The sequence below is a fragment of the Vibrio sp. 10N.222.55.C6 genome (assembly GCF_041473395.1).
Lineage (GTDB): Bacteria > Pseudomonadota > Gammaproteobacteria > Enterobacterales > Vibrionaceae > Vibrio > Vibrio crassostreae_C.
On sequence record NZ_JBFRSD010000311.1, the window covers coordinates 1 to 351 of the forward strand.

A 351-nucleotide genomic window follows, 5' to 3' on the forward strand; every position below is an offset into this window, starting at 1 on the left:
AAGCTTCTCACGGCTAAAAGCAAAGGCGATATTCAGCTGACTTTGAGAAACCCACATGAAGTTGAGAAAAAAGTGGTTCGTCGATATGTGCCTAGACCAAGTGTCACCATTATCAAAGGTACAGAAACATCTAATGTGCGCGTCAAGGATTGAGGTGAAATATGAGAATATTAATTGCGTGTGTTTTGAGCCTGATTTGTATTTCTACGGCCAGTGTTGCGGCGTTACAAACGGGAAAAACAGTCACGGTTCCACATCATAAATCTACGCATGTCGTGCTGTCGGGAAAAGCGGCGAAGGTTTCTCTTGGTGATCCTGAAGTTTTAGATATTGTAATTTTAAAATCAAATG

At 41.3% G+C, this 351-nt stretch carries 1 protein-coding gene and 1 pseudogene; both read left to right on the top strand.

Annotated elements, in window-relative coordinates; all coding sequences use genetic code 11:
• A pseudogene (locus AB4486_RS23835) lies at positions 1 to 153 on the top strand (Flp pilus assembly protein CpaB); the annotation flags it as partial.
• Positions 154 to 161: 8 nt separating this feature from the next.
• On the top strand, positions 162 to 351 hold a 190-nt coding region (locus tag AB4486_RS23840; protein ID WP_372119065.1), incomplete at its 3' end, for a pilus assembly protein N-terminal domain-containing protein.